A 22,209-nucleotide genomic window follows, 5' to 3' on the forward strand; every position below is an offset into this window, starting at 1 on the left:
TCACGAATATTGACGACTATTGCCTCGGCTGCTCCAGGCGATAGCCTGATGGGACCTGGAATAGCGAGGTCGCTTGTTCGCCAAGCTGAATGTTGTGCAACTGATACCGTGTCTCACCGAACCTCGGATCATTCGTGGACGATTGCACGATGGTATCGATGCCCGCAGCGGTCCAGGTCTCGGTGACGATGGCGATGGGCCGTTCGTTGCCTACCTGCCCGACAGGAATCGTGATGGTCTGCTGACGTCCGTTGCAGAGAACCCCTTCGATTGTTTTGGAGCCGAGATCCTGCTGCGTGATGCTGCGCGCCTCATCGAGCGGAGGAAGCTTGCGTAACGGCGGATTGCTCTCGGCCTCACGCTCATCGAGGAACTTGCGAGACCGTGGTAGCTGCAATGCTTCTTTCTGACCTGGGTCCAAAACGTAAGCCGTATTGCTTACCGGGTCATCGATAAAGACCTTCACTTCATGAGGGCCTGGGTTAGCAGGGTCAATGTTGCCAAACGTCTGCTCTCGCCGCGTTCTGCCGAGGCTGTCACGATAGAACCTGCTGACCGTATGGCGCACGATGCGGTTGCCATCGGGCAATGTCTGAACCGTTTCGGTAGTGGAATCAGCTACGTACGGTTTACCTTTGATCAGCTTGCTGTCAATGGAAAGCACTTCAACAGCGCGATCCTGTTCATGCCGCTCAGGTTGCTGAGCCATATTGATGGATGGCAGGAGCGAGATGGTTAGCGAGGTAAGAACGGTATACACGGTGCGGTGGTATTTCATAGGAAGCAGTCCTTTCTAAGCTGGAAGATCAACGAACAAGCCGAACAGCGCGCGACAGGCCGTCCTGGCCCACAACAAACTCCGCCAGAACCATCTCTGAAGCGACGGCCGGAGAAACATCGAAGCCATACTGCCGAAGTTCGTCTCGGCGAATCTGCATGCGGACGAGAGTTGCCATCGATGGCGGAGGCAGCCCCTCACTCGATGGCAGCGTGATGAAGGGATTCATCGTGCCGTTGAATTCCGGTGCAGTTGTCGCTCTCTTCCCCGTTCTCGTATGTACAACCGGAGACTTCCCCGCGGAAGCAGCTGGCGTTAGACGCTCTTGAGGAGTAGTAGCAACAAGCGACATATCTGGCACGCTCGCGACAGTTAGTGGCGGCACCGGCAACGCGGAAGTCGCGTGATATCGATAGAACACGCCAACCGCAGCGCATGCTGCCAGTGCGGCACCCAAAGCTGCCACTCGAAACCATGAACGTTGCGGAGATCTACTAGAGACAACGCCTGCCTCCACCAGCGCTACCAGACCCTGTTTCACTGAATCGGGAGCGGCAATCTCCCGGTGCTCCTGACGTAAAGATGAGAGAGCTTCCTGCAATGAACGATTCATGGACGTATTCCTTTTTCCGCGCATGCCGGAACTGCGGACAACAATGTGGCGAGCCTGGCTTTAGCGCGATGTAATCGCGAACGAACGGTGCCTACCGGTACGGCGAGGATGAGCGAGGCCTGCGGATAGGTCATCTCTTCCAACTCGCAGAGAATGACAACCTCCTTCAGCAGTAACGGCAGTTCCTCAATTCCCTTACGGACCATCTCGACAGCCTCTTTGCGGCTGAGCCATTGATCCGGAGCATCCGAAGACGGCGCTTCAATAGGCTCCTCCACGTCGTCCAGCTCGACAAAACGCTCACCCCGCTCCAGGCGCTTCCATAACTGCCTGCGGGCAACACCGCAAAGCCAGGTAGAGAATGCGCTCCGTTCTGCCTCGAAGTGATGAGGGTGGCGAAGAAACGCAAGAAAAGCCTCCTGCGTAATCTCTTCGGCCATAGACGCATCACTGCACATGCGAAGAGTGAACCGGTAGACGATGGCCCCATGTCGCTGATACAGCTCCGCGATCGCATCTCCGTTGCCGAGACAGGCAGCTCGAACCAGTGCAGCATCGGATTCACGATCACGAGAAACTCTGTATCGCTTGAACATGGCTATTCATGATTACCGCGAGCAGGCAAAAGAGTTCCCTCAGCACCAGAAAAATCGGATTCAGGCGAAAAAGTAGTGCGCTGCGCGGCCGCTTTGTTTGTCATTTCGTAGCGACCAACGGGAGCGGAGAAATCTGGTCTCACTTCGCGAGATATCCACCTAATTCCGTGGTTGGTTGTCGATATGCCTTATTGAGATCCCGACGGCCCCGTATCCTCCGCAGCCTGCAATGCCTGTTGCGCCAAACGGCGAAAGACCTCACGCAACGCCGTGGGACTACGGACGACGATCCGGCGTTCCAGGCTGAGCAGCATCGCAGCAACCATCTCCAGACGGTCACGGCCGCAGCGCAGGCGGGTCCCGCCGTCCTGCTCCTCCGTCGCAATCCGCCATGGAGAAAACGCCCGCTCCGCCTCCTCGATTGGCATATCGATCCAGACATCGATCTGGTAGTCCGACTGCACAAATGGCATGTGCTCCCGCATATGCTGCTTCGCATCGAAGCGCGCCGGAGGATTGAAGCTGGTGGAGGACACCTCCAGCTCCGCAACCCGATCCAGCCGGAAGGTACGCAGGGCTTTGCGCGACAGGCAATGGCCGATCAAGTACCATCGGCCGTCGGTATGGAGCACCGCATAGGGCTGGATCTTCCGGCGCGACGCGGCCCCGTCGTGAGATCGATACGAGAAGCGAATCTCACGATGGGTTCGAATAGCAGAGGCGGCACGGATCAGGGAGTCCACAGATGTAGAAACCACCCACGGCCCCGGTTCGATAGCCACCACATCTTCCACCGTCCGGACACTGTCTCGCAGCGAGTGCGGCATGACACGCTCAAGCTTGGCAAGCGCACCCTCAGTTGCCGGTGCAAACGCCGACAAACCCATCTGGCTGAGCGAACGCAACCCCAGGGAGAGAGCAAAGGCCTCCTCATTGGTCAGCAGGAGCGGCGGCAAACGATAGCCCGGCCGAAGACGGTAAGCCCCACCCACTCCACGGGAAGACTCGATCGGAATGCTCAGGTCCTTCAACCGGACGATATAACGCTGCACGGTACGCAGGTCGACCTCCAGACGCTCGGCAAGCTCTGCCCCGGTGACATGGTCGCGCGCCTGCAGAATCTCCAGAACCGTCAGGACGCGCATGATGGGGTCGTACATACGATTTTCAGTCTGGCATTAATTTACGACAGAGGTTGTCGGGAATTCGGTCTAATCTTCTCCTGGACCTAAACAGGCCACCTGGAGGAATCGACATGGCAACCGAGACAGCAACCGTGAACGTAGTGACGGCAGACGCCCTGCTGAAGAGCTGGCAAGGACATCGGCGGCTCACGCGTCGCGTGATTGACGCATTTCCGGAAGAGAAGCTCTTTCAGTTTTCAGTGGGCGGTATGAGGCCCTTTTCCGAGATGGCGTGGGAGTTCATCCGTATGGCCGTTCCGATCGTGGATGGAGTCGCCACCGGAAAATGGGAGGAATTCAACAAGGGAGAGAAGCCCACAACCAAGAGCGAGATTCTGCGCCTGTGGGATGAGCAGACCGCTGCCCTGGACAAAAAGTTCCCCGAGATTCCTCCGCATCGCTTCTACGAAGTCGACAAGGCATTCGGCCAATGGGAGATGCCTGGGATCATCACCATCCAGTACGCCATCGACAACGAGATCCATCATCGCGGCCAGGGGTATGTCTATCTGCGTGCCCTCGGCATCGAGCCGCCGCCGTTCTGGGAGCGGGACTAATCTAGAGCTTCTCTTATCCGAAGGGCTGCCGAAGAATCGCGTTTGTCTGCGACCGGCAGCCTTCTCTCCATTTTTTTAAAGATCTCCTCCGACCGAGCCGGCGTCAAAGTGGCATGCGGCTGTGATACCTGCCGCCAAATAGGATGGAGATTTCACGCATGCACGTCATGGTCGCTGAGGGGTTCGAGGGTTACGGCTCGTTAAAACTCACTGAGAGGGACAAGCCTGTCCCCGGTGAAAACGAAGTGCTGGTGCGCATGGCTGCGGCCGGTGTCACTCCTTTGGATTACACAATCCTGAGCGGTCATTATCCGAAAGCCAAAGCACCGCTTGTGCTGGGTAATGAAGGCTCCGGAGTGGTTGCATCCACTGGTGATGCTGCATTCCCAGAGGGGACACCGGTGATGTTCTTTGGACCGTACGGAGTGCTTCGCGATGGCACATACAGTGAGTGGGCGACGGTACATCGCGATCACCTGCGCCGCGTGCCAGAAGGCGTTGATCTGGTTGCTGCCGCCGGTTTGCCGGTTGCGTATCTGACGGCGCAACTTGCCCTGGAGAAGGCAGGATTTGCTCCCGGGAAAAACGTGTTGGCGCCTGGAATTGGGGGCTCAGTAGGAAACGCCGTCACGCAATTGGCACGAGCCCGTGGAGCCTCTCATGCGATTTCTACCAGCTCTTCCTCTTCAAAAGCCCGTGAGGCTGGCGAACTTGGCTTTTCAGAAGTGATCGACCTGTCGCGGGAAACGCTCCGGGATGGAGTCAGACGCATTACTGACGGAAAAGGTGTGGACGTCATTATCGATGGCGTTGGCGGCACCGTTCTGAGTGAAGCTCTGGGAACCCTTGCCCTATCGGGAACAGCAGTCACCCTTGGTTACTCAGGTGGCCAGAAGAGCACCATCGACGTCACAGACTTGATCTGGAAGAGAGCTTCCCTGCTCAGTCTCTCATTGATGTCGTATTCCCCCGAAGCCTGGCAGCAGGCCTGGGACACGATGGAACCGCTATTTGCCGCGGGCAAGCTGGTTCCGATGGTCAAGCGGACCTTCCCCTTGCAGGAGGCGGCCGAAGCTCTACGCTTCCTGATCGAAGATCGCCCCTTCGGCCGCGTCCTTTTGGAAGCATAGACACGCTAGCGATCCTGAAGACCTCTAGAAGGTCTTGAGGAACTCGATCAACGCACGCTTGTCATCATCGGATGGCCAGGGATATATCTATCTGCATGCGGTTGGCATCGAGACGGCGCCGTTCTGAGCGCGAATAGACTTTACCAGAGGGCTCCGGAGGTTGTGCTACCGTAGGGAGCGCGTTCCTAACGCCTCTCTTCATATCTTCGGATGTTCCGTTACGAAATCGATACAAGGTGGCGTGCCGTAATCCACGCCACCTTGTTCATCTTCAGCCGAGGTTCGTCACACCGTAGTCGTTGGTCTGGTTGTCCTGGCTGAGCCAATGTCCATTAAAGGAACTCATCGCCTGGATGCCATCAGAATAGGTGACAATCAGCGTCACGTTGAAATCCCATGTGTCATTTCCGTTTGTATCGATGTGCACTTCCAAAGTGCAGTTGCCGTTCAGTTGCGAACGGAGGCGCTGAGCGGTGATGAAGAGATTGACATATGACGTACTGTCGTTGTCCCAGTGACCAGTGACATTGTCAACATTAGCAAATACGGTGCCTGAGGGGTCCTTCAGCGTGACGCGGACACGCGTATCGCCATCTTTGTCATCGCTCGTCGTGTCAAAGCGCGCAACAACACCGACGACATATGCATTCGGCGGGAGCGCCTCAACGCCTGAGGTGGTCAGGTGAAGTACAGGGGGTTTGGACTCTTTCAGTGCTGGCATTCGATCTTCTCCTTGTATTGCAGCCTCCCGGTAGGACATTGGCTTCTCCACTTATCCATGCCATCTGGAGATCTGCTTCTCATACAAGCGCGCTTCCAGCCCCAACTAGGCCATGTCCCAGCCTTAATTTTTTGTGTCCCACATGAGTGTCGCTTCTCGCCTTTACAGGCAGCGCTCCTTCGCGCACAAGAAAGGAACCCTGCATGCCCAGGACAATTCAACGATTCGGCTGGAAACCAGATCTACCGGACCACCGCGATCAATTCTTCTCGGCGTCACGCGACGTCATGCAATCACTCCCACCGAAGTTCGATCTGACCGTTGAGGATCCATGTATCAACTTTCCGATCTACGACCAGAAGCAGGTGGGTTCCTGCACGGCCAACGCATTGGCAGCTGCCGTGCAGTTCGACCGTAGAAAAGCCGGGCAAAACCCGGACTTTGTTCCTTCAAGACTGTTTCTCTATTACAACGAGCGGACCATCGAACACTCTGTCGCAAACGATAGTGGCGCTTCTCTGCGCGATGGAATGAAAACTTTGCAGAAAACAGGTATCTGCCCGGAAGCCGACTGGCCCTATGACGGAACGCCGGCGGAATATGATGGCGGTCCATTTCCCGTAGGAGCTAAAGCTGCTACTCGGCCGACGCAGAAGGCATATGATGACGCGGCAAACTATACCATCACCAGCTATCAGGCTTTGCAACAGAGTTTGAGTCAGTTGCAGGCAGCTTTGGTCTCGGGGTTCCCCTTCGCTTTCGGATTTTCGGTTTATGAAAGCTGGACCAGGAATGACGCAACTGTCATTCCCATGCCCTCTGATGCTGAATCGCAAATGGGCGGTCACGCTGTTCTGGCGGTTGGTTATGACAATCAGACAGCACTCTTCAAGTTCCGTAACTCGTGGGGAGACCTGGTAGGCGAGGACGGCTATTTCTACATTCCATACGCGTATGTCCTCGATCGCAAGAGAGCCGGCGATTTCTGGGTTATCAACGGAATGAAAGACTAAATTGCCACGCAAACCAGAGATAGCGCCATCCAATGTTCGCGGCGCATATGTTGGTCATGCACCCCGTAGCCACCTCTCCGATAGGGTGTATCTACCGGAGAGATGGCTACGATCGTCTCTAGAAGGTCTTGAGGAACTCGATCAGCGCGCGCTTGTCATCATCGGATAGCCCTGGCTCGCCCTCGCCCGTCAACATATCCGTGCCGAAGTAGTGGCCCTTGTTCACAACAAAGTCAGGGCACTTGTTGAGCCTGATCAGATCCGGCTCAACGTTGGCGAAGATGTGATTGATCTCTGCATCGCTGGCGCCGTCGCCGATCTTCTTCAGGTCTGACTTGATCTTGAGTACCAACCGGATCGCCTGGAGATTGTGTTCAAAACGACCCCAGCTGCTGCTGCTGTCACTCATCAGGTTCAGGTTTGCGAGCAGGCTGACAGGCGTCCCCGCAGGGATGGGACCTAGCTGAATGCCGTCCTTACCAAAGAGCCATGGCGCCAGCGCATGCGCGACCTCTGGATGGCTGGAGAACGGTTCCGGCAGATAACCCGCGCCTGCTGTCAGATACGAGCGCTGCGTCGTGCGGTCGACAGTCCCTGCAAGCTTGTCTGGAAGGACGCTGTCCTTCTCCCTTGTCTCAGGCCATAGGAGCTGATGAATCGCATCGTTGAACTCCTTCATGCGCTCATCGACTCCTGGATCGGGGCTTGGCCCAATGCGATAGTAGTTTGAGTTGTTCCCGACCGTGTTGTTCAGCAGGAATGGCGCCGTTGACCAGACGCTGATCAAGCTTGGGACGCGCGTGTACCCTCGGCCACCCGCCGGCATCTGATAACTCGATGTTTTGCCGGTGTAGGGATCCTGCACATCGATCGAACCAACTGAAGGCAGATCCTTGTAACTCTGCGACGTGAAGTTGTCCCAGATATTGCCACCAAGACCGTTTGTTGCCAGGGGACTGCACGCGTTGGTCTTCAGCAAAGTGACCGGTATCCGGGCGTCCGTCGAAAGGAAGTTGTTGTCCAGGAAGTCATCCCGCAGCACAATATCCCGCATTGCCTTCTTGAACTCCGGCGTCTTCGTCCACGCCCAGTATTTATTCCAGCAATCGAGGTAGTTCTTCCCTGCGCATCCCTGCAGGCTCACGGCGTTCGGAGTCTCCGGCAGCTTGCTGGAGTGGCACCGCGCGCAGCGTTCCGCAAAGACCTCCTTACCGCGTGTCAGCACCGCCTTATCTTTAGTCAGGTAGACTGCGCCGCCAGGAGCATCCGCAAGATGGTGCGCATCGGAGCTCTTCAACATAAATAACGCCAGATAGGGCGTCTGCTGCTCATTGGCCACCCAGTAGCTTGAGTTCTTCCGGGCCACCGCGATCTCGATCGGAGTAACTTTTTTGCCGCCGATCAATGCATTGAAGTGCTGCAGCCACTCCTCGCTGAACATGCCGATGTTCAGGTACACGCGATTCAACGCGCCCAGAGCTCCTACGGAGTCCGCGCCGTCTTTCAACACGTGCGGCGTATAGACGATGTCCGGAGCCTGGAAGAACTTCGTCAGCTCATTGCCGGGCGGAAGAACGTCGTTGAACTGTTTGTTGTTCAGTCCGCCGCCGGCCAGCGTCTCTTTCCCCCAGCGGCTACCCTGCTCGAGGCGCGCCTTCAGGCCATAGACCGCATTCATCGTCCGCGGATTGTTGATGTTGTCCGTGGAAACCAGTGAGGTATCCAGCGAACCAGGCCGCGATGTATGGAAGAGTTGATAGACAAAACTCGTGTGGTCGCCATCCCAGCGGAAGATACGATCGATCCAGAAGTACTGCGCACCAACCAGCGAGCTGAGGTTCTCCCACTTCGGATTGTTCGTGTCAGCAGGCGGCTTCAGCGGATTAGGGCCTACGTGGCAGAACCCGCACGACATGCCAACGCGATATGGCCGGACCAACTTTGGATCGTTGTAGTAGCTCGGGTCGGTGTAATAGCGGTTGGCATCCCAATGCCGCTTTGCCTCTTCGTCGAAAGCGGGATTCGGAAACAAACGTAGACCGACAATGCCGGTCGGGTACCCATAGTACGACCCCACCTCAACGGTCTTTCCGCGCGCTCCGATCTGCACGCCTGGATACTTTTTCTCATCGGCATAGGGATCCGCCGGGCAGTTTGGATCTCTCACATCCAGCCACAAGCCAAATCTGTTCGGATCCGGTCCCGTGGCCTTCTGGAAACACGGCTCGTTGATCAGACCGAAATACGCCCAACGGTTATCGCGAGTTCCTTTCAACGCAGGATGGTCTGAGATGGTCTTCAGGAAGTCGAGCGCACCGAAGCTCTTGACCGAGATCACGTCCCAGAAGCGATCGTTTCCGCCGCTCCATACGATCCAGTTGTTGCGGCCCTTGATCTCTTCGGCGCTGAGCTTGATGCCTCCATCCATGTCATGGAAGTAGTCATCGTCCGCGGCCTTGAAACTCTCCGGTGCTCTTCCTGCCTGAGCGGCTTCGTCTTTTAATTTTCCTGTTTTGGAACGCGTAAAGGCAAAGAAGGCGGAGACAACAACCACCAGCGCAATCGCCACGAGAGCGACGAGGGACAAAAGAATCGTGCGCCAGATGCTTCTGCGCGGTTCCATATCTTCCATATCGCGATCAAAATCGCTCATCTCGAAACTCCTCCTGAGGGCTGGCTTGCCTTTGCATCTTCCAGAATGACGTCGCTTGCTTTCTCGGCAATCATGTACACCGCGCTCACGATGAAATATCCGGGAATACGGGAAAATACGGAAGCGTCTACAACGCGCAGACCTTGTGTGCCATGGACGCGGAAGCGGTTATCAAGAACGGCCATAGGATCGCTTGCCGGGCCAATCTTGTTGGTGCATGAAGCATGATGTCCCCACGCTTCATGCTGTACGAACTCCGCAATCTGCTGCTCTGAGTTGACGGCTGCACCGGGCCACTCCTCTGTCATACCGACAAGTTTCCGGATCTCCTCGTTAATCTCCCGCACAAACTGCACACCCTTCACGACGGCTTGCAGATCTTCCTGCTTTGTATCGTTTCCTTCACCGAAGTAGCGGAAGTTGATCTCTGGAACATCACGCGGATCCGCGCTGCGCAGCTTCACATAGCCGGCGGTATTCCTGGTATGCGCTTTCAACACGGCCCAGGTGAAGCGATTCTGGTATTGCCTGAGTGCATTTGAGTAGCCCGGGACATATCCTTCGAAGGACGACGGCAGGCCAAAGATAAACAGGTCAGGATCGGGCTTGTCTGGCGTGGAGCGCTTCGTGATCGCGATCGCCGCGCCATTCGACGTATAAACCCCTGTGCCCTTGCTCCAGGCTTGAAAAGCCTCGTCCCCTTGTTCGCCATCGACCGGCGCCTTGAACGAGGCTCCATGCAGCAGGGCGAACGGCTTCTCCATCTGGGAGACAATTCCAACTTCGTAGCGGTCCTGGAGGTTTTGTCCCACCCCGGGCAGATGCTTCACGACACCGATACTCAAGTCGCGAAGCTCATTCTCATTCCCAATGCCCGAAAGCATCAGCAGTTGTGGACTGTTGAATGCACCGCCCGAAAGAATGACTTCATGCCGCGCACGAACAATCCTCGTCTCAGGCTGATCGCCCTGTGCGGTCTCCCGCGATGCCCGATATAAGCCCTTTCCGGCGAGATATTCCACACCAACAGCGCGCGTTCCTTCAAATACGACACGCGAAGCCAGGGCGTTCAACTGGATCTGTAAGCGACCCTGGCTACGGCCGGCTGCATCGAGCAGACGTTCCCGCGTACTATTGCGGCAACCGGACCTCGTCGCCAGCGGCGTCAGTATTACACCTTCACGACTTGTACTTGTGACCGCACGCCAGTCATTTGGATCAAAGAGAGTCTCCAGCGCAAGCCCAACATTGTCGATATGGTTGGCAAGGCCTTTTACCGCCGCCAGCGTTACCAGCTTCAGCAGCTCTTCATCCTTGAAGACCATCTTCGGATTTGCGACCTGCGTGTGCAGCCAACCGCTGAAACCGTGGCGGGAAGGGTTCGATCCTTTGCCCAGCAATATCCCCAGGATCGCCTCCTTCAAGCGCCGAAAGGAAGAGACGTAGTCGCAATGCTCGATCCGTTCGAAATACCGCCTCATGTTCTCAGGCGCCCATGAACTGTCACCGGTCAGTGCCTGCAGGTACTCCCAGTCACTGTTCTGCGGGTAGACGGTGATCATTGCATTATGAGCGGTACAGCCGCCGAGCGTTCCAGCGCGCGGATAAAAGATGCCGTTCTGTTCGGCAACAAACTTCGTATCCTTCTGCTGCATCGCCTGGTCGCCATAGTGACGCACAAAGAAATCCCAGCTCATTGCCGGGTCTTCACTCGCGAAGGGATGAAAACAAGGGATTCGGTAGTTATATCCGCTGTTGTCGCCGCCGGCTTCAAGAACCAGCACCGAATAACCAGCTAATGCTAGGTTGGCCGCGACGGGACCGCCGCCCGCACCGGAGCCTACCACTACAAAGTCAAAGATGTCATCTGCCACTGCAGCCTCGACGCAAACGGGGGAGTCAACTCGGAAGCCTGGGTGCTACGGGGAGAAGAGAAAAAATAAGACGAATGAAACAGACGTATTATAGTCACCTAACAAAAACAGGGAACGCTTCTATCTGTCAAGTGGAATTTCATCATCTCGACCATGACGACCAAACGTGCTCTCAGACTTCACTTCGCGATCGGTGTGCTCTCGACGTTGGCCCTGTTGACAGGCTGCGTGCCCAACCGGATCTATCGTCCCGGCCCGGCAGCAATCGAGACCTCTCCCACAATCGATGGAATCCCTGGAGGATCGCACTTCAAGCTTGCAGCCATCGAATTCGACGACATGGGTGAGGCATGGGAAAAGTGCGCCTCGATGGCCGAGGTCGATAGCTGCCAGTTGTCCCGCACCGTTGACCTTATCCGAACGGAGAAACAACGCGCCGGCGACGTTGTGGTTGTTGTCTTTATCCACGGGTGGAAGAACAACGCCTCGAAACAGAATGAGGAGAAGAAGAACCTGCACGATTTCAAAGTCGTGATGGAGAGACTCTCGCACGCGGAAGCCATGAGTGTCCAAGGCGTCCATCACTCGCCCGCCTACGTCGGCGTGTATATGGCGTGGCGAGGCCAGGTCGTAGCCGGGGATCTCTTCGCAACCTTCTGGAATCGACGGGACGCGGCACTACGGGTGGGCAGCACCGACTTTGCCGAATCGCTTTACCGCATTATGGGTGCAACCAAAGAAAACAGCCCGAACTCCCGCATCGTAATCGTAGGACACTCCTTCGGAGCGCGCGTGCTTGAAACCGCACTCACCAATACGTTCGTGAGCCTGTTGATCCCTCGTCCGGGAAGTGACGATCAGAGCGGACAGCTCTCCCCCGCCGATCTCGTGGTGTACGTCAATCCTGCGACTGATAGCTTTCGCACGAAACAGATGATTGAGCTAATGCAGCGGACGGGCTTCGATGTGGCAAGAGGGCAGACCGCCGGCAAGAGCCCATTGTTTCTTTCGGTCACATCCGTCGGAGACACAGCTACGGGTGTGGCATTTCCATTGGGACAAGGCTTGTCTGCGACAAGCAAGAGCTTCCGCTCCCACTACGAGGGCACACCACAGGCGCCGCCACAGAAAACGTTCTTTACGCATACCCCAGGCCACATTCCTTACCTGTTCAGCCATGAGGTGCACAACGCGTCAGGGCCTTGTATCAGCGAACAGGATATGGTCCGCTTTCACGCGTCGGGAACATGCTTCGAGCTGGCTCCGAGGTCGTCTCGATGGAACAACACCGCTTTCTGGGTAACGACAGTTCCCAAACAAGTCATTCGAGACCATACCGACATCTTCAACGATGGATTCGCAACCATGATTATTGAATTGATGAAGCACTATCAGGTGCTTAACAGTCCCCAGGCAACGACGATGTTGCATCGCCAATAGCTAAGGTCATGCCATCCTAGTGCACCGTCGAGAAGAGGTCATTGATCTTTTGCAGCAGATCATTCCTCTTGAACGGCTTGCTCAGGAATTCCAGTTGCCCCTTGTGAAAGCCCTCACGGGCTTCCTTGTCGTTGGTATAGCCGGAAAGGAAGAGCGTCTTCAGCGCGGGACGTTTCTTTTTGAGCTTCTCCGCAAGCTCTCGGCCTCCCAGGTTCGGCATCACGACATCGGTAAGCAGCAGATCGATCTCTCCATCGTGGGCGGCCGCCACCCTAAGCCCATCGATTCCATCGCATGCTTCCAGCACCGTATATCCCTCGCGTTTCAATACGGCTGCGGTGTAGGCACGAATAGCCGGCTCATCCTCGACAATGAGGACAGTTCTTCTCGTTACCGGCCCGTCTTCGATAGCTGGACTCTCCACCGGTAAAGGGAATGCGTTCTCTCCGGAAGACTTGAGCGCGGGAAAAAGCACGTCGAAGCGAGTTCCCTTACCTACCTTGCTGGATACGGAGATATAACCCTGAGCCTGCTTCACAATGCCATAGACCATGGCAAGGCCGAGACCGGTGCCCTTGCCACTCGATTTGGTAGTAAAGAAGGGTTCGAAGATATTGCGTTGAACTTCCTCGCTGAAACCTATTCCGGTGTCGGAGACGATAAGTTGCGCGTAGGTGCCGGGCTTGAGTCCAGGAGATAGTCGTGCGGCAGCTTCCGATATGCGTGTCAGCCTGGATTCGAGACGAAGTATTCCACCCAAAGGCATCGCATCCCGTGCGTTGGTGGCAAGATTCATCACCACCTGCTCAACCTGTGTGGGGTCCGCGAAGATCTCACTCACCTTCTCTGACAACACAAGATCGATGCGGATGTCTTCTCCAATAATCCGGCGCAGAAGATTGTGTGTCTGGGAGAGCACATCATTCAGACGAATGCGTTCAGCGCGGATAAGCTGGCCTTTTCCGAAAGCCAGGAGCTGCTGCGTCAGTTTCGCCGCGCGGTCGCCTGCATCCAGAATTGCGCCAACCAGCTCACGCTGCGTTGCATCCAGCGGATGCTCTGTGAGCAGAAGCTGCGAATAACCGTTGATGATCGTCAGAAGATTATTGAAATCATGAGCGATGCCGCCGGCCAGCCGGCCCAGGCTTTCAAGCCTTTGGGAGCGATTGAGCTGATCGGTCGCGATGCGAAGCGCATTTTCTGAAAGACGGCGTTGCCTGGCATCACGAAAAGCGAGGACGGCTCCTACGATATGGCCGTCGTCGTCCCTGATGGGAGCCGACGAGTCATCAATCGGGATAAGCTGCCGGTTCCGCGTCATGAGAGACGTCTCCCCCTTGAGATAACGCGTCTCGCCCTCACGCAGAGCCCGCTGCAGCGGATTCTCCAGCACAGTATTGGCGACGTCATCAATAAACGTCAGGACCTGTTCGACAGGGACACCCGATGCTTCGGCGAGCGTCCATCCGGTAAGCTCTTCCGCGATTGGATTAAGAAACGTGACCATCCCGTTTACATCGGTCGCAACGACTCCGTCGCCAATGGAGGCGAGAGTTGCCGCATATCGGCGCTCACCGTCGCGAAGTCGTTGTTCCAGCCGAGACCGTTGTGTCGCAACCTCGATCGCAATCAGCAGCTCCCGCTCATCGAGAGGTTTCAGCAGGTATCCAAAGGGAGAGGTCTGTTTGGCCCTGCTCACCGTAGCGGCATCGGAGTGCGCAGTCAGATAGATGATGGGAACCTCTCCATCCTTGTTGATCGCGCTTGCTGCTTCAATGCCGCTCATGTCGCCCTTGAGATGGATGTCCATCAGCACGAGGTGGGGTTTCTCAATCCTGGCAAGTTCAATCGCATCCCTACCCGTGTCTGCGACGCCGACAACGCGATGCCCCAGCCTGCTAAGCCGGGCCCGCAGCTCCATGGCGATGAGGGCTTCATCCTCGACGACAAGAACATTGAGAGGAAGGCCTGCGGTATCCGTGCATGAGATGTGTTCTCTCATCGGAGCGGCACCACGATTTCTGCACAAGTGCCGGAGTGGAGAGGGTTCATCTGAAATTCGCCATTCACCTGTTTCACGAGCGACCGGACCAGATTCAACCCCGTGTTTTCGGTTAAGTAGGGAGCGCCGTCCGGGGACAACGCCTGGAATGCTCCAACTCCATCGTCGACAACAGAAACGCGCATGAAGTTTTCCGGCTTGACCGTCACCGAAACGGTAACTGTGCCACGCGTTCTTCCCTTGAAGGCGTGTTTGAACGCGTTGGTCAGCAGTTCATTCATAATCAGACCGACCGGGACGGCGCGATCGATCGATATCTCTACCGGTTCCACATGCGTGATCAGTTGAATATGAGCGCCGGCGCTGTGATTGATATGGACGTTTTCCGCCAGCTCTCTGGTATAGGTACCGAACTCAACCGCGTTGAGGTCGCTGGAACGATAGAGGGACTCATGGACAAGAGCCATGGATCTCACGCGGCTGCGGCTCTGCTCCAGTGCCTGCCGGGCTGCCGGGTCACTTGCATCAAGAGACTGAAGATAAAGCAGGCTGGAGATGGCCGCCAGGTTGTTCTTCACCCGATGATGAATCTCGCGCAGAAGCACTTCTTTCTCGTTCAGCGAACGCGCGAGGTGATATTCCTGCTCTCGGTGTGGGGTGATGTTCATGGCAACGCCGGCGAGATAAATTTCTCCATTTGAACCGGCGAGAGGAAACTTATGGGTCCTCCAATATTCCAGACCTTCCCCCAGACCAGGCGTCGTCTCTTCCACTTCGACGGGAGTGCCGGTCGCAAGCACGCGCAAATCTACCTCGCGATAAGAATCCGCTGCTTTTCGAGGCCATAACTCATGGTCAGTCTTCCCAATCCACTCGCTCCGTGAAATGCCAAAGAGCTCGGCAAATGCCCGGTTGTAATACTGCATGCGCCCCTCCGCGTCCTTGATGAACGCCAGAAAGGGACTGCTGTCCATAAACGCATCGAAGCGACGCCTGCTGGTCTCTGCGGCGCTGGCGAAAGCGCTTGCTTCGTTGCGAAGCTCATCCATGTGCCGCGCGGTTCTGACCTTATCGGGGATCTCCACCGAGATGCCCGCCACCATGCGGTCATCTGCCGATCCCTCAAGAGGCACCTTGATCGCGCGCCAGTACATTGGGGCGCCCGATGCATCCAAGGTCTCCACGTATTGATCGAGCATGCTGCCGGAACGCAGGATCTGTTCATCTTCCCGAGCAATCGTGCGAGCCACCGCGTCCGGCCACAGATCTACACTGCTGCGGCCAAGCCACTCTGTCTGCGAGATACCGAAGCGCTCCGCGAGTTTCTTGTTATAGAAAAGAATCTGCCCCTGGTGGTCTTTAAGATGTGCTTCAATCGGCAGCGCATCAAGAAAACAGCGAAAGATACGATCTCTCCGCTGAATCTCACCCATGGCCTGGTCCAGAGCCGCTTCATCCATCAATTGCCGGAGCTGCAGGGCAAGTTGCCGGCCGAGCGCACGCAAAGAACGGATCTGGACAGCTCCAAGTTCGCGAGGGCGGGTATCCAGAAGACACAAGGCGCCGAGGATTTCCCCATTGGGTGCCTTAAACGGAATCCCCGTATAGAAACGGACTCCGTTTCCAACCTGCCGCGCATTCTCGCGAGAATGTGGGTCCAGCTCTGTGTCGTTGACGACGAGCAGGTCGCCTTGTTCCAGAACGTGTGTCCAGATCGGCTGATAACGAACCAGCTCACTGGTCTCGATCCCAATCTTCGATCTGCAGATGACACCATCTTCTTCGACAAGCGTGATTGCGCCCATCGGGGCTTCACATATCTCGCCGGCGAGGGCCAACACTTCCTCAAATTCCCTCGATATCTCAAATAGCAGGAGAGACCGCACAGCCTTAAGGCGCGCGGACTCGTCTGCGTGCAACTCGTCTGGCCGCACGTCACGTCCTGGAAGCATTGTTGTTAACCACCCACTACTCGGTACTACGTTCGGAGATCTTGATTCTGATCGTATCCGGGGCAGGGATACTCCCCAAATGGCCCTGAGGTCACCCGACCGTGGTTACTTCCCGAAATGGGAAGCCCGGCGGCCAGTGATCTGGCCTGCCGGGCTTTTGAGAGGTTTGGATTGTTATGCAGTGTACAGATGTGAAACAGATTTAGTTTTAGCGACGCGCCGGAAGAACACCGTCGAGCGCCTTGCTGTCACAAGAAGCTGTGGCATCGATCGGGTTGCATCGTGCGACCAGTCCACCGGGGAAGCCGACGAAGAATCCCGTCCAGCTTGCCGGCTCTGACGGCGGATAGTCTGTGCTGACCAACTGCGCCCCGCTGGCAAGAACCTCTTCACGCCGCTTGGTGTCGTTGGTGCGTGCCGCCGTCGTGCCATCGTCAGTGCGTGCGCGAACGAGATATCCCTGCTTTACCAAAGCATCGATCTCTTCTTTCGATCCGCTGTTCATCTCGGTGAAGGCAGCATCGTCACGTCCTGGAACGGCGTTAGTAAACATCACCCTGCCCTTCAGCGAAGGATGTCCTGCAACATAGGTCTCTTCTTTGGGGCGCTGATCGATCAGGAAAACCACCTTGCCACGAGCCTTATCAAGCGTCGGCCAGTTCCCCGCTTTCACTGCTTCAGGCAGAGTCGCGTACTTGCCACGCACCATATCTGGCGTGATCATCTCGTCCTCGGAGAAGACGCTGCGGATTTCGGCATCGACGGCATCAAATGTCTCCGAAGTAAACGGCAGGGGCACCTCGGCATTGGGCAGGTTACGCACCGCGCCTTCCTTGGTCTCAATCAGAAGAAAGACCGGCAGCGCCTTGGGATGCGCTTTGGACCATCCCTTAACCTGCTGCAAGCACTTCACAAAGGTGTGGCACTGGCTGCGCTCATCGAGGTCCTGAACGTGCATGACCTTGAAGCCCGGCTTGTCCATCTCGTGATCCGGATCGAAGTCCGGGTCAGCCGGCAGGCCCGCAGCTTTGACCCATTCCACGACCTTGGGATGCGCAAACTTGCCCCCCTTCGGGTCGGCAAAGATATCGATCTCCAACTGGCGTACACCGCCGTCGAGCTGATCGGTCAGAGGCGCATGGCGATAGTCCAGGCTGCGGAAGGCATCGGGATTCCGCTGCTCCAGCCACTTCGCTTCACCAGGGGCAAAGCCCTTGTGATAGCTGTTATGCGAACCGATCACCTGGATCTGGTTCATGTGAATCTGTTTGTCCTGGTTGACGAGGGAGTGCTGCGCTAAGGCAGCCGGTACAGCCGTAACGGCGAGCAGAGTTACGAAAAAAGACCGCATGAATACCTTGTAAAGCGACGATGTTGCCGCAGGATGAATCGCCTCATCTGCAGCAGCAAAGAAGTATATGCAAAAGAGGTTTGCGCTTCCAAGAACGTGCCGGAGCCGTCAAACCGCCCGGCGAAAAGATCGCCGGGAGCCCGGGACATGGAGCACCCGGTCATTTAGAATCTGTATATAGCGTCTCCACGTGCGAAAGTGGCGAAATTGGCAGACGCACCAGACTTAGGATCTGGCGGGGCAACCCGTGGGGGTTCAAGTCCCCCCTTTCGCACCAACTTTTCTTCACTCCTGAAAGGCATCATGAGCCAGCAGAACAAACCCGCGGAAAACAGCACCACGCTTCACCTGGAAAAGACCGAAGACTATCGTGACAGCTACGCCAACAGCGTGCAGGTGCGGATGTCGGTGTGGGACTTCCAGCTGATTTTCGGCACGATGCATCCGCAGGCAGCTGATGAGGTGACGGTGCGTAATTTCCAGGGCGTGTACCTTAGCCCGCAGCAGGCAAAAGCCCTGTTGGGCGTGCTGGGCGAGAATGTGCAGCAGTATGAGCGAGCCTTTGGACAGATCGCTCTGGAGCCGAACTTCAATCCTCCGGGACCAGTCCACTAAGTGCTGCCAAATCGCAACGCGGAGCTGCCGCTCTGGGTGATCTATCCGCTGCTCTTCGCGGGTATTTACCTGTCGCACGTCACGCTATTGCGCCTGCCTTATTTCTGGGACGAAGCCGGATACTACGTTCCGGCCGCGCTGGATTTCTTCCGCACCGGGACGCTGATTCCCTTCACCACGGTCACCAATGCGCATCCTCCCCTGCCGTCGATTCTGATGGCAAGCTGGTGGCACATTGCCCGCTTCGTTCCCTCGGCAACGCGCACGCTGGTGGTCATGGTCAGCGCTGCTGCGCTGCTGGGCGTCTTCCGCATGGCGCGCTTGCTGGCGGGCACCGCGGTTGCGGCCACAACCGTCCTTCTGACTGCCGCTTTCTCCATCTGGTTCGCGCAGAGCACCTTGGCGCACGCCGATATCTTCGCCGCGGCCCTTACCCTGTGGGGTCTCTCGTTCTACTTCGAAAGCCTCGTCCGGACGAGCCCCACCCGGAATGCCATCTGGGCGGCTACGCTCTTTGCACTGGCAGCTCTTGCGAAAGAGACAGCCATTGTCACACCTGTGGCTCTGGCAGGTTGGGAACTGGTGACCGGCGCTCGCGCTCGCAAGGTGCGGTGGACCTGGGTATCGGTACTGGCGTTTCCCCTGCTGCCCCTCATCGCCTGGTACCTCTATCACCTGCACAAGACCGGATACATGTTCGGCAACCCGGAGTTTGTGCGCTACAACGCCACCGCAACGCTCGACGCCAAGCGAGTCGCGCTCTCGTTCTATCACCGCATCCTGCACCTGGTGGTGCATATGAACATGTGGGTAGCTACGGTGCTGACAACCGGAGCCCTGTTGCTGACACCATATGCCCCGGAACGCACCCAGCGCATCGCCAAGCCGGCCATGACGGCAATTGCCGTCGTCCTTCTTGCTAACCTGCTTGAGTTCTCTGTCCTTGGCGGAGCGCTACTGACCCGCTACCTCCTGCCCTGCTTTCCGCTGCTGCTGCTTCTGTATGTCAGCCTCTGGCGGCATCACTTCCGGCAGTGGTGGCTGCTGGCAGCTATTAGCTTCGGGGGATTTGTTGCAGCCATTACCGTCAATCCTCCCTACGCCTTTGCTCCCGAGGACAACCTGACCTACCGCGACTTCGTGATGCTGCATCAGCAGGCCATCAACATCATTACGCAGCGTTATCCCCAGGCAACGGTCCTTACGGCATGGCCTGCATGGACAGAGCTGATGCATCCAGACCTGGGCTATGTGAAGCACCCCCTCAAGGTCGCACCCATCCAGAACTTCTCAGTCGAAGAGGTACAGGCCGCAGCCCGGCATCCTGAGAAATACGACACGGCGTTGATCTTCAGCACCAAGTACGAGCCCGCAGCAGGCAGGCTTAACCTCGGCCGGCCGCTGGAAGGCGAGGCCACCCGGTACTTCGACTTCCATCGTGATCTGCTCCCCGCCGAGGCCGCCGCCGTGCTGCATGGTGAGGTCGTGTGGCAGGCACAGCGGAACGGTGAGTGGGCTGCGGTGATCCGTTTTCCGAGAGCAGTGGACGCTGCCATCGCGGCTCCAGAGAAGTCCAAACACCTATAATCAGGCCGGTGATGATGTTTTCGAAACGCCGCATTCTAGAGCATTTTTCCTGTTGCTGGGTATCCCGGAAACCGCATGCAGCGGCGTTTTCATTGAGGAAAACGCCCATAAATTCAAAAGCCCTGCACTACACCTACAGGAAAATTGCTCTATCGGGTCTTCTCTCGGTTGCAGGCGCCGTGGCGGCCTATGCCGCACCCGCCTCCCATGGGCACGTTGTGCTGGTGTTACCGTTCGACAACCGCTCAGGGCAGACGGGCCTGAACTGGATCGGCGATTCCTTTCCGGAGATGCTGAACCAGCGTCTCTCTTCTTCCGGTTTTCTGACCATCAGCCGCGACGATCGGATGTATGCCCTCGATCATCTCGGTTATCCCCTGGATCTGAAACCCAGCCGCGCCACCGCATTGCGGATTGCACAGACGCTGGATGCCGATCTCATCGTCATTGGCAGCTTTACCATGCAGGGTGACCATCTGGCCGCGCAGGCGCAGGTGCTGGACGTCAACAAGCTCTCGATGTCCAAACCTATCGAGGAGTCGGTAGACAAAAACCGGTTCTTCGATCTCGAGAACGCGGTCGCCTGGAAGATTGTGAAAGAAGTGGACCCTTCCTTTCCCGTGGCGGAGCAGACCTTTCTGGCGCAGAGCGCCTATGACAAGCTGGAAGCCTTTGAGAGCTATGTCCGCGGCGTCTCGGCACAGACGCCCTCAGAGCGCCTTAGGCGTCTGAAGACCGCCGTCTCGCTCTCGCCTGACTATGCCGCCGCAATTTTGGCGCTGGGAAAGGCGCAATACGCGCAGGGACAGTTTGAAGAGGCTGCGGCTACGCTGACCAAGCTGCCACAGAACAATCGCCTGGCGCTGGAAGCGAACTTCTACCTCGGCCTGGCCAACTTCAACTCCGGCCAGTATGCAGCGGCAGAGACTGCGTTCGGTTTTGTCGCCAGCCGTCTGCCTCTTCCTGAAGTCGTCAACAACCAGGGAGTCGCGGCCAGCCGCCAGGGGAAAGACGCCGGAGCGCTGTTTCAGCGCGCCTCCATGGCTGATCCCAAAGATGCCGATTACCACTACAATACCGCGACTGCGCTTTTTCAGCGCCGCGACTTTCCCGGAGCGAAGGCCGAGTTGCAGAAGACCCTCAGCCTGAAACCGGCTGACGCTGAAGCTCCCTTGCTGCTGCAGAAGGTCGATAATCCATCCGTCGATTTCGAGGCCCTGCCACGTGTCCGCCGGACCTACTCGGAGTCCGGATTCCGTCAGGCCGCCTTCGAACTTGAACAGATGCGGGCCATGCAGACAGCGACCCTGCCGCCAGCCAAACAGTCAGAAGCGCTTGTCCAGCAGGGACAGGACTACCTGCAGCAGGGTCTGGTGCTTGAGGCTGAGCGTGAGTTTCAGTCGGCGCTGCAGATGGACTCGACCTCAGCCGCCGCACACATCGGCCTGGCGCAGGTACGCGAACGCAGCGGTACTACCGCGGAAGCCCGGAGCGAGGCCGAAGCCTCTCTCAAACTGAAACCCAACGCCGCAGCCTACCTGGTTCTGGCCCGAATCGAACTGGGCGCCGGAGAGCTTCCCCAGGCGGCGAACGACGTGAGCAATGCCATGCGCATTGAGCCAAGTAACGCGGCAGCCATCGCTCTGAAACAGACCATCATCAGCCGGGGACAGCCGGTGCAGTAATGTCGATCGTGCTTGCTTCTCATCCGACGATCCTCTTCGCTACGATCTTCGCCGGCGTGCTGCTGATCTATGCGGAGGCCAATCGGCCGGGTAGCATCGTTCCCGGCTGCTTCGGTCTTCTGCTGGTGCTGGCTCCTCTACCTGCCCTGCTCACTCCTCCCGTACGTCTCGCTTCGGCCGGGCTTCTCTCAACAGGCTTCGCCTTATGTGTCCTGCAGGCGTGGTTTCCCGTCCGCTGGCTGGCTACAACCGCAGGGGTAGCGGGCATGGCAGCCGGGATTGCACGGTTCTATGTCGGATCAGCGGACGGATCAGCCCAGCCGAACCCGGTCGCTGGAGTTCTGCTCAGCGGGATTCTGGGCGTCACCACCAGCTATCTGGCCACAGTTGCACTACGAGCGCGCCGCGCCAAGCGCCTCACGGTACACTAGAAATATCGTTTTCGGTAAGGAGTCACC

18 protein-coding genes and 1 tRNA gene are annotated in these 22,209 nt (G+C 57.1%); 9 read left to right on the top strand and 10 right to left on the bottom strand.

All coding sequences use genetic code 11. The annotated features are described in order from the left end of the window. Positions 1 to 16: 16 nt before the first annotated feature. The 4 genes from FTW19_RS18695 to FTW19_RS18710 all read right to left on the bottom strand — a co-directional run bounded on the left by FTW19_RS18695 (position 17) and on the right by FTW19_RS18710 (position 3,147). A complete protein-coding gene (locus FTW19_RS18695) occupies positions 17 to 778 on the bottom strand; it encodes a hypothetical protein (protein WP_147649101.1) in 762 nt (253 codons plus the stop codon). A gap of 28 nt (positions 779 to 806) precedes the next feature. Further along, positions 807 to 1,391, bottom strand: coding sequence for a hypothetical protein (locus FTW19_RS18700; RefSeq protein ID WP_147649102.1), 585 nt, complete (start codon positions 1,389 to 1,391; stop codon positions 807 to 809). After that, entirely contained in the window at positions 1,388 to 1,987 is a 600-nt protein-coding gene (locus FTW19_RS18705) for an RNA polymerase sigma factor (RefSeq protein WP_147649103.1), read from the bottom strand. Before FTW19_RS18705 ends, FTW19_RS18700 begins: the two co-directional genes overlap by 4 nt. A 188-nt stretch (positions 1,988 to 2,175) precedes the next feature. Further along, the gene (locus tag FTW19_RS18710; protein ID WP_147649104.1) at positions 2,176 to 3,147 is read right to left on the bottom strand and encodes a helix-turn-helix transcriptional regulator; all 972 of its coding nucleotides are present in this window, start codon (positions 3,145 to 3,147) and stop codon (positions 2,176 to 2,178) included. 95 nt (positions 3,148 to 3,242) lie between these two features. On the opposite strand from FTW19_RS18710, the gene FTW19_RS18715 reads away from it, so the two are divergent. Continuing rightward, positions 3,243 to 3,728 (top strand): DinB family protein, encoded by a 486-nt coding sequence (locus FTW19_RS18715; RefSeq protein WP_147649105.1) that lies wholly within the window; start codon positions 3,243 to 3,245, stop codon positions 3,726 to 3,728. A 158-nt stretch (positions 3,729 to 3,886) separates the two neighbouring features. Next, complete coding sequence (locus FTW19_RS18720; protein ID WP_187143054.1) at positions 3,887 to 4,858, top strand: quinone oxidoreductase family protein; 972 nt, start codon at positions 3,887 to 3,889, stop codon at positions 4,856 to 4,858. Positions 4,859 to 5,129: 271 nt separating this feature from the next. Here FTW19_RS18720 and FTW19_RS18725 read toward each other — a convergent pair whose 3' ends face one another. After that, complete coding sequence (locus tag FTW19_RS18725; RefSeq protein WP_147649106.1) at positions 5,130 to 5,579, bottom strand: hypothetical protein; 450 nt, start codon at positions 5,577 to 5,579, stop codon at positions 5,130 to 5,132. A gap of 203 nt (positions 5,580 to 5,782) precedes the next feature. Here FTW19_RS18725 and FTW19_RS18730 point away from each other — a divergent pair, with 203 nt between their 5' ends. Then, positions 5,783 to 6,592 (top strand): C1 family peptidase, encoded by an 810-nt coding sequence (locus tag FTW19_RS18730; protein WP_147649107.1) that lies wholly within the window; start codon positions 5,783 to 5,785, stop codon positions 6,590 to 6,592. Positions 6,593 to 6,710: 118 nt separating this feature from the next. On the opposite strand, the gene FTW19_RS18735 is transcribed toward FTW19_RS18730, so the two are convergent. Both FTW19_RS18735 and FTW19_RS18740 read right to left on the bottom strand, forming a co-directional pair. Then, the gene (locus FTW19_RS18735) at positions 6,711 to 9,245 is read right to left on the bottom strand and encodes a hypothetical protein (protein ID WP_246153390.1); all 2,535 of its coding nucleotides are present in this window, start codon (positions 9,243 to 9,245) and stop codon (positions 6,711 to 6,713) included. After that, positions 9,242 to 11,119 carry a GMC family oxidoreductase gene (locus FTW19_RS18740; RefSeq protein ID WP_147649108.1) on the bottom strand — a complete coding sequence of 626 codons (1,878 nt, stop codon included), beginning with the start codon at positions 11,117 to 11,119 and terminating at the stop codon, positions 9,242 to 9,244. The genes FTW19_RS18735 and FTW19_RS18740 overlap by 4 nt, the downstream gene beginning before the upstream one ends. A gap of 153 nt (positions 11,120 to 11,272) precedes the next feature. On the opposite strand from FTW19_RS18740, the gene FTW19_RS18745 reads away from it, so the two are divergent. Next, positions 11,273 to 12,559, top strand: a complete 1,287-nt coding sequence (locus FTW19_RS18745; protein WP_147649109.1) for a hypothetical protein — start codon at positions 11,273 to 11,275, stop codon at positions 12,557 to 12,559. 16 nt (positions 12,560 to 12,575) lie between these two features. On the opposite strand, the gene FTW19_RS18750 is transcribed toward FTW19_RS18745, so the two are convergent. The 3 genes from FTW19_RS18750 to FTW19_RS18760 form a co-directional block, all read right to left on the bottom strand. Next, positions 12,576 to 14,561, bottom strand: coding sequence for an ATP-binding response regulator (locus FTW19_RS18750; RefSeq protein WP_147649110.1), 1,986 nt, complete (start codon positions 14,559 to 14,561; stop codon positions 12,576 to 12,578). Further along, positions 14,558 to 16,513: a PAS domain-containing protein gene (locus FTW19_RS18755; RefSeq protein WP_147649111.1), complete on the bottom strand. Its 1,956-nt coding sequence runs from the start codon at positions 16,511 to 16,513 to the stop codon at positions 14,558 to 14,560. The genes FTW19_RS18750 and FTW19_RS18755 overlap by 4 nt, the downstream gene beginning before the upstream one ends. 208 nt (positions 16,514 to 16,721) lie before the next feature. Continuing rightward, positions 16,722 to 17,864 (bottom strand): phosphatidylinositol-specific phospholipase C1-like protein, encoded by a 1,143-nt coding sequence (locus FTW19_RS18760; protein WP_147649112.1) that lies wholly within the window; start codon positions 17,862 to 17,864, stop codon positions 16,722 to 16,724. Between the two features lie 192 nt (positions 17,865 to 18,056). On the opposite strand from FTW19_RS18760, the gene FTW19_RS18765 reads away from it, so the two are divergent. The 5 genes from FTW19_RS18765 (at position 18,057) to FTW19_RS18785 (ending at position 22,182) form a co-directional block, all read left to right on the top strand. Next, positions 18,057 to 18,141 (top strand) — tRNA-Leu (locus FTW19_RS18765). A 26-nt stretch (positions 18,142 to 18,167) separates the two neighbouring features. Continuing rightward, positions 18,168 to 18,479, top strand: a complete 312-nt coding sequence (locus FTW19_RS18770; protein WP_147649113.1) for a DUF3467 domain-containing protein — start codon at positions 18,168 to 18,170, stop codon at positions 18,477 to 18,479. Further along, the gene (locus FTW19_RS18775; RefSeq protein WP_246153392.1) at positions 18,480 to 20,066 is read left to right on the top strand and encodes an ArnT family glycosyltransferase; all 1,587 of its coding nucleotides are present in this window, start codon (positions 18,480 to 18,482) and stop codon (positions 20,064 to 20,066) included. A gap of 92 nt (positions 20,067 to 20,158) precedes the next feature. Further along, on the top strand, positions 20,159 to 21,751 hold the full coding sequence (locus tag FTW19_RS18780) for a tetratricopeptide repeat protein (RefSeq protein WP_246153393.1): 1,593 nt from the start codon (positions 20,159 to 20,161) through the stop codon (positions 21,749 to 21,751). Beyond that, positions 21,751 to 22,182 (top strand): hypothetical protein, encoded by a 432-nt coding sequence (locus FTW19_RS18785; RefSeq protein WP_147649114.1) that lies wholly within the window; start codon positions 21,751 to 21,753, stop codon positions 22,180 to 22,182. Before FTW19_RS18780 ends, FTW19_RS18785 begins: the two co-directional genes overlap by 1 nt. Positions 22,183 to 22,209 lie beyond the last annotated feature (27 nt).

Source organism: Terriglobus albidus, assembly GCF_008000815.1.
Taxonomy (GTDB): domain Bacteria; phylum Acidobacteriota; class Terriglobia; order Terriglobales; family Acidobacteriaceae; genus Terriglobus; species Terriglobus albidus_A.